Genomic DNA, 6255 nt, shown 5'->3' on the forward strand with positions numbered 1-6255 from the left:
GTCGGCTCTGCATGGTGGAAATTGTCGGTGCCTCCAAGTTATTTCCGGCTTGTGTGACGCAGGTAGAAGAAGGGATGGAAGTCATTGCCCACAATCCTAAGTTAAAAGACTACCGCCGGATGGTGGTGGAGTTGCTATTTGCTGAAGGCAATCATATCTGTGCTTTTTGTGTTGCTAATGATAATTGTGAATTGCAAGATGCCGCTGTGACAGTGGGGATGGATCATTCTCGCTTCCCCTATCGATCGCCAGATCGACATATAGATCTGTCTCATCCCTTATTTGCGATCGACCACAATCATTGTATTCTCTGTACCCGTTGTGTGCAGGTCTGCGATGAAATTGAAGGTGCCCATGTCTGGGATATGGCGTACCGAGGCGCAGATTGTCAGATTATCTCTGGACTCAATCAACCTTGGGGAGAGGTAGATGCTTGTACTGATTGTGGAAAATGTGTCGATGCTTGTCCCACGGGCGCGATTTTCCGCAAGAGTGAGAGTACTGGCGAAAAAGTCCGCGATCCGGAAAAGTTGGAATTTTTAGTCAACGCACGGGAGAAACACGAATGGACAAGATAAGACTTGCTACCGTCTGGCTAGCGGGGTGTTCTGGTTGTCACATGTCCTTTTTGGACTTGGATGAATGGCTATTCGATTTAGCCCAACAGGTGGATGTGGTTTATAGTCCGGTGGGTTCGGATCTGAAAATCTATCCAGCCAAGGTGGATGTGTGTCTCGTAGAAGGTGCGGTTGCCAATGAGGATAATTTAGAACTGATCTATACCGTGCGCCGCAACACCAAGATCCTGATTTCCTTTGGAGATTGTGCGGTGACGGCAAATGTCCCTGGGATGCGAAATATGCTAGGCGGAGCCGATGCGGTGTTAAAACGTGCCTATCTGGAATTGGCAGATACCGGACAGCAGTTACCCCACGCCCCAGGAATCGTGCCGGAATTACTCGATCGAGTGTTACCCGTTCATCAAGTCGTTCCCGTCGATATTTATATGCCGGGATGTCCGCCTTCTGCCGATCGAATTAACGCTGTTTTAGAATCATTATTAAAGGGCGAACTTCCCCACATGGTTGGACGAGATCTGATTAAATTTGGGTGAATCGATGCTGGAGCGAGAGGAATGGGTCGAGAGTGAGATCGATCGATTTGTTAGACCGTTCTTTTTACCCACCCATCGCTGTTGCACGGAATCACAGTTCTTCAATCTTAACGATACCGCCCTCAACATTATCAACCTGCAATCGATAACCATAGAGCAATGCCATTCCTAGCAATGGTTCCGTTTCTGATGCGGCAATATCAATCTCTCGATATTGCCCATCCCAAATTACCGTTGCAGTATAAATATCAAATAGGGTTTGGCTGCCATCGCCCAAGGTCACAAGATCGGCAGCACTCCAAGGTAAGTCTAGAGTGGCAATGATTGTAGATGGCAGAGATAGAAATCCATTAAATCCTGTATCAATTACGGTATCGACCACTTGCTGCTGTTTGTTTGCATTCCCGACTACCAAGGGAAGTGTTGCTTCTCGACGTAAATTCACAACTCCGTAAATCATTGATTTTGCTTCAGGCTTCGTGCCCCAAAATGATAAACGGCGCGATGTCCGATCCGAATCACCCAAGGTTGAGCATCGGGGTATCGATCGAACAAGCGATTGGTTGCAGGTACGATATTTTCATCGACCTCAAAGGCTCCGGTTTCGATATCGATCGCCACAATCTTGCCCTCATTTCCCGCCTCAACTTGTTGCTGAATACTGGATTCATACAGTGCTTGCCCACGTTGAGCTAACTCTTCTTTACTGTAACGGCGTTGACGAACTGCCATAGGTTTGACTTGGTTACGACTTGATTCATCTATTACTTTAGTTTAGCCGAAGTCTCGATTTATGGCTGATGCCGATCGCATCAAAGCCGCTTTAGAACCATTATTAAATGGTGAACTGCCCCACATGGTGGGACGAGATCTGATTAAGTTTGGTTGAATCGATCGCCATACAGATCTTTAAATTTTGCCAAGCACTCTCGCAATGATTCTATCATCCATCTCAGTTCTTCAAGATGAGCTAATAATCGAGGATTTTGTTCGTCCAATAGACTGATTAATTTGAGGTAGTCTTCCACAGAGCTGGTATCAAGAAGTGCTAGATCTTGATGAATTAACCTGTTTCTTTCAGCGACAATGTTAGAGCGTGCGCGTTTCTGCGCTTTGAAAAAATCTGGGTCATCGTAGGCGACTTTAAACGAGATAGATATTCCTTCCTCTCTAGAAACATCTGGTGTGGGTTTGGACTGGCCAGGATCGCTCATAATATTCTTATGAAATTCCTGAACTAAACAACCCAACGTTTGTTTGTGGAGTCTGGCCTGATTCTTACGCAATTGGTCAGAGATTGTTTTCGGAGTCCCCTCAACTTGGCTGATTGAAAGCAATTGCTTAAACGCCGCTTCGATTTTGGCAAAATTGACGACATTCCTCCCCAATTTTCTGAGTGCTTCCGTTCTAACTACTTCAATATCCATTTGCTCATTCATAGTGGTTGACGGAAATACTTGTCTGTTTTTAGTAAACCCGTTTTACTACTACAACCGATCGTCTGGCGAATACTTTTATCTTTTAGCAAATTTGCGAACCTTCAGCAATCTGTGTCGCTAATATTCATAACGTTCGATCGACTCAACTCGATCGAGCTTCTAGAATAGAGATAGTCGAGCTTGGTACCAACATGAAAACCATCGTCATCGATCCAGTCACGCGCATTGAAGGACACGCCAAAATATCGATTTTTTTAGACGACGCGGGCGAAGTTGCCGATGCGCGGTTTCACGTCGTTGAATATCGCGGCGTTGAGAAATTTTGCGAAGGGCATCCCTTCACCGAGATGGCTGGGATTACGGCGCGGATTTGTGGGATTTGTCCCGTTAGCCATCTACTAGCTGCCGCGAAAACTGGCGATAAAATTCTCGCCGTGCAGATTCCCCCAGCAGCGGAAAAACTCCGGCGATTGATGAATTTAGCGCAAATTATCCAATCCCATTCCCTCTCCTTCTTTCACCTCAGTAGCCCCGACTTTTTATTAGGTTGGGATAGCGATCCGGCTAAACGCAATATTTTTGGTCTGATCGATGCCAATCCAGATATCGCAAGAGCCGGAATTCGGCTGCGTCAGTTCGGGCAAACGGTAATTGAGTTATTGGGGGCGCGGAAGATTCATGCAGCTTGGACGGTACCGGGTGGTGTGAGATCGCCTTTATCGGCAGAAGGACGGCTCTGGATACTCGATCGATTGCCGGAGTCATTTACCACGATTCGCATGGCTTTAGACCTATTTAAGACGATGCTGGATGGGTCGCTTAAAGATGAAATCCATGTGTTTGGGGCGTTCCCGTCGCTGTTTATGGGCTTGGTGAGTGCCGATCGTGAGTGGGAACACTATGGCGGTCATTTGCGTTTTACCGATAGTCAGGGAAATATCGTCGCCGATGGTTTAAGTGAAGATGACTATGCCACCTTTTTAGGCGAAGCGGTCGAGCCATGGTCTTATCTGAAGTTCCCTTACTATCAGCCTTTAGGCTATCCCGATGGTATTTATCGGGTGGGGCCATTAGCACGGTTGAATGTTTGCGATCGAATTGGGATGCCAGCAGCAGACAGGGAACTCCAGAATCTCCGCGATCGATCTCAGGGCACGTCAACCTCTTCTTTTCTCTATCACTACGCCCGCCTAATTGAGATTCTGGCTTGTTTGGAACATATTCAAGCCTTAATGGATGACCCAGATCTGTTATCAAATAGAGTCCGCGCTCATGGTGGCGTAAATCAACTAAATGCGATCGGGGTGAGCGAAGCCCCACGAGGAACGCTATTTCATCATTATCAAGTAGATGAAAATGGTCTAATTCAACGGGTGAATCTAATTATTGCAACAGGACAAAATAATCTGGCGATGAATAAAACGATCGCCCAAATTGCCCAAGCATATATTCACAATGCTAACGGCGGGCATGAGATTTCGGAGGGCTTTTTAAATCGGGTAGAGGCGGGAATTCGCTGTTTCGATCCTTGTCTTTCTTGTTCGACTCATGCGGTGGGTCAAATGCCGTTGTATGTTCGATTAGTAAATGCAGGTGGTGACGTGGTGAGCGAACGTTTTGCTCATTAGGATCGAGTAACCCTAGAACGCATTGATGTTACAGGTATAATAGATGAACGCGATCGATATACCAGTTTAGGCATATTCGCGATCTCGATTGTTATCGATTCTCTCTCACCCAAGATACATTCAAAATGCTATCTCCAACCCTAATTGCCAGTCTCGAAAAGCTTCCTGACAAACTGCAACAGGAAGTACTTCACTATGCTGAATTTCTCGCGGCTAACTATGCTCAAACTAATCCACCGACACTAACACCAAAGCGTCGTCAAGCAGGAACCATGCAAGGGATGTTTGAGATGTCCGATGACTTTGATGCGCCACTAGAGGATCTTCAGGAGTATATGTAATTGTTTTTATTAGATACTCATACCCTGATTTGGTTTCTAGACAATGATTCACGATTACCGATTGGCACCAAGGAACAGATTGAATCGGCTGAATCTGTATTTGTGAGCATTGTATCGCTCTGGGAAATTGCTATTAAGATTAATATTGGCAAACTAACATTAAAAACTAACTTTCAAGCGATCGAGCAAAATCTCATCGAGCAAGATATCTCAATTTTACCGATCGACATAGCAGCTATTCAAACATATCTAAATCTGCCGCTACATCATCGAGATCCATTTGACAGGATTTTAATTGCTCAATCGATAGATCTTGCTTTGACTATTATTAGTTGCGATATTCAATTTGATGCTTATCCTGTGACTAGATTGTGGGATATTTAGTGCTAGCAGTCGAATCTAAGCCGCCACAATTTCAACGCGAACCTTCATCCCAGCATGAGTCAACATCGTAATCAACGCCTCAACTTGAAACCGATCGATATCACCTGAAAGCAATCCTTCTACACAATCGATCGTCGTTTTCAGATTCAACGCCGCTTCTTCTAAACTCCACTGTCTCGATCGAATTAGCTTCCGCAGACTAATCATCAAATCCGATCGAACTCTCAAATTTTCTGATTCCTCTGCTGAGAAACCTAGATCTTCAAAAATATTTTGATTAGCTTGAGTCATTCTAAATCGTCCTGACGTTGTTGAAGCATTTGTTTGTATCGTTGTTGTCCAAGCTCAATACAGCGGTTTGCGGGTTTATGAGGTACAGTAAGTTGAATATTAGAATTTAGGTTCGGGTTTAGATTGTGAAGCCATACTCAATGGATTTAAGAGAAAGAATTGTTAACGCAGTTGAAGAAGGCGGCTCCATCAGAAAAGTAGCACAACGCTTTGCAGTAGGCAAAAATTTAGTGCATAAATTGATAACCCAGATGAGAACGGAAGGGAATGTAATGCCTGGTAAGCAGGGTGGCACGGCAGTTAGTCCAGTCTGGCAATATAAAGACCAATTATTAGAAATATTTGAAAATAAGACTGATGCAACTTTGAAGGAATATTGTGAGCTACTAGCCGATAAAACTGGGCTGTGGGTCAGTGAAGCCACGATGTGCAGGACTTTCCAAAAGCTGAATTTACCAATCAAAAAAAAACGCTTCGGAGTAGCCAAGCTGAGAGCGAACGAGTCCAACTCCTGCGGCTAGACTATTGGGAGCAAGTAAGAGATATAGACCTCGAAAATCTAGTGTTTCTTGATGAAATGGGAGTTCTACTAGGTTTAGCAAGAACCAATGCCCGCGCTTTACCTGGAGATCGTGCTTATGATTTTAAGCCATTTTATCGGGGTAGTAAAGTTAGTGTTATTGGTGCAATCACAAGTTCTAAAATATTGGCTGTTATGACTATCGATAAGTCGATGAATGCAGATGTTTTTGAAGTTTATATCTCACAGTTACTTGTTCCTCAGCTTTGGCCAGGAGCAATAGTAGTTATGGATAATTTATCTGCTCACAAAGTAGATGCTATTGCACCTTTGATTGAAGCTGTTGGTGCCAAAGTTTTATATCTATCTCCTTATTCCCCAGAATTCAATCCAATTGAACATTGGTGGTCTCAGTTAAAAGCTTTCCTCAGACAGTTTTCACCAACAACATCTAAGATGGTTGATACTTTGATTGCAACAGCGATAGATTTAATAAATCCTATTCACCTTCGCAACTGGTTTGCACACTGCTGCTGTT

The 6255-nt window shown here is 44.4% G+C and carries 11 protein-coding genes and 1 pseudogene; 8 read left to right on the forward strand and 4 right to left on the reverse strand.

Annotated elements, in window-relative coordinates; translation table 11 throughout:
- Both RMO27_RS07370 and RMO27_RS07375 read left to right on the forward strand, forming a co-directional pair.
- Positions 1–578 (forward strand): 4Fe-4S binding protein (locus RMO27_RS07370; protein ID WP_309730986.1); only part of this gene is annotated, 578 nt, incomplete at its 5' end.
- Positions 566–1114 carry an oxidoreductase gene (locus RMO27_RS07375; protein ID WP_309730987.1) on the forward strand — a complete coding sequence of 183 codons (549 nt, stop codon included), beginning with the start codon at positions 566–568 and terminating at the stop codon, positions 1112–1114. The genes RMO27_RS07370 and RMO27_RS07375, both read left to right, overlap by 13 nt.
- Before the next feature lie 91 nt (positions 1115–1205).
- Here the strand turns inward: RMO27_RS07375 and RMO27_RS07380 are convergent, their stop codons facing one another.
- Positions 1206–1574: a clan AA aspartic protease gene (locus RMO27_RS07380; RefSeq protein WP_309730988.1), complete on the reverse strand. Its 369-nt coding sequence runs from the start codon at positions 1572–1574 to the stop codon at positions 1206–1208.
- A complete protein-coding gene (locus RMO27_RS07385) occupies positions 1571–1846 on the reverse strand; it encodes a hypothetical protein (protein ID WP_309730989.1) in 276 nt (91 codons plus the stop codon). Before RMO27_RS07385 ends, RMO27_RS07380 begins: the two co-directional genes overlap by 4 nt.
- A 67-nt stretch (positions 1847–1913) precedes the next feature.
- Here RMO27_RS07385 and RMO27_RS23770 point away from each other — a divergent pair.
- Positions 1914–2003, forward strand: a pseudogene (locus tag RMO27_RS23770) (oxidoreductase); the annotation flags it as partial.
- Here the strand turns inward: RMO27_RS23770 and RMO27_RS07390 are convergent.
- Entirely contained in the window at positions 1990–2553 is a 564-nt protein-coding gene (locus tag RMO27_RS07390) for a hypothetical protein (protein ID WP_309730990.1), read from the reverse strand. The pseudogene RMO27_RS23770 and the gene RMO27_RS07390 overlap by 14 nt on opposite strands.
- Positions 2554–2744: 191 nt before the next feature.
- On the opposite strand from RMO27_RS07390, the gene RMO27_RS07395 reads away from it, so the two are divergent.
- From RMO27_RS07395 to RMO27_RS07405, 3 genes are all read left to right on the forward strand, one after another.
- A complete protein-coding gene (locus RMO27_RS07395; RefSeq protein ID WP_309730991.1) occupies positions 2745–4181 on the forward strand; it encodes a Ni/Fe hydrogenase subunit alpha in 1437 nt (478 codons plus the stop codon).
- Between the two features lie 125 nt (positions 4182–4306).
- Positions 4307–4522, forward strand: coding sequence for a DUF2281 domain-containing protein (locus tag RMO27_RS07400; RefSeq protein WP_309730992.1), 216 nt, complete (start codon positions 4307–4309; stop codon positions 4520–4522).
- Positions 4523–4906 (forward strand): type II toxin-antitoxin system VapC family toxin, encoded by a 384-nt coding sequence (locus tag RMO27_RS07405; protein ID WP_309730993.1) that lies wholly within the window; start codon positions 4523–4525, stop codon positions 4904–4906.
- A 15-nt stretch (positions 4907–4921) separates the two neighbouring features.
- Here RMO27_RS07405 and RMO27_RS07410 read toward each other — a convergent pair whose 3' ends face one another.
- Positions 4922–5197 (reverse strand): XRE family transcriptional regulator, encoded by a 276-nt coding sequence (locus tag RMO27_RS07410; RefSeq protein ID WP_309730994.1) that lies wholly within the window; start codon positions 5195–5197, stop codon positions 4922–4924.
- 125 nt (positions 5198–5322) lie between these two features.
- Between RMO27_RS07410 and RMO27_RS07415 the strand changes: the two genes are divergently transcribed.
- Positions 5323–5718 (forward strand): transposase, encoded by a 396-nt coding sequence (locus tag RMO27_RS07415; protein WP_309730995.1) that lies wholly within the window; start codon positions 5323–5325, stop codon positions 5716–5718.
- Positions 5625–6255, forward strand: a 631-nt coding sequence (locus tag RMO27_RS07420; protein ID WP_309730996.1) for an IS630 family transposase, incomplete at its 3' end; no start/stop codon positions are given. The genes RMO27_RS07415 and RMO27_RS07420, both read left to right, overlap by 94 nt.

The organism is Chamaesiphon sp. OTE_75_metabat_556, assembly GCF_031378165.1.
Lineage (GTDB): Bacteria > Cyanobacteriota > Cyanobacteriia > Cyanobacteriales > Chamaesiphonaceae > Chamaesiphon.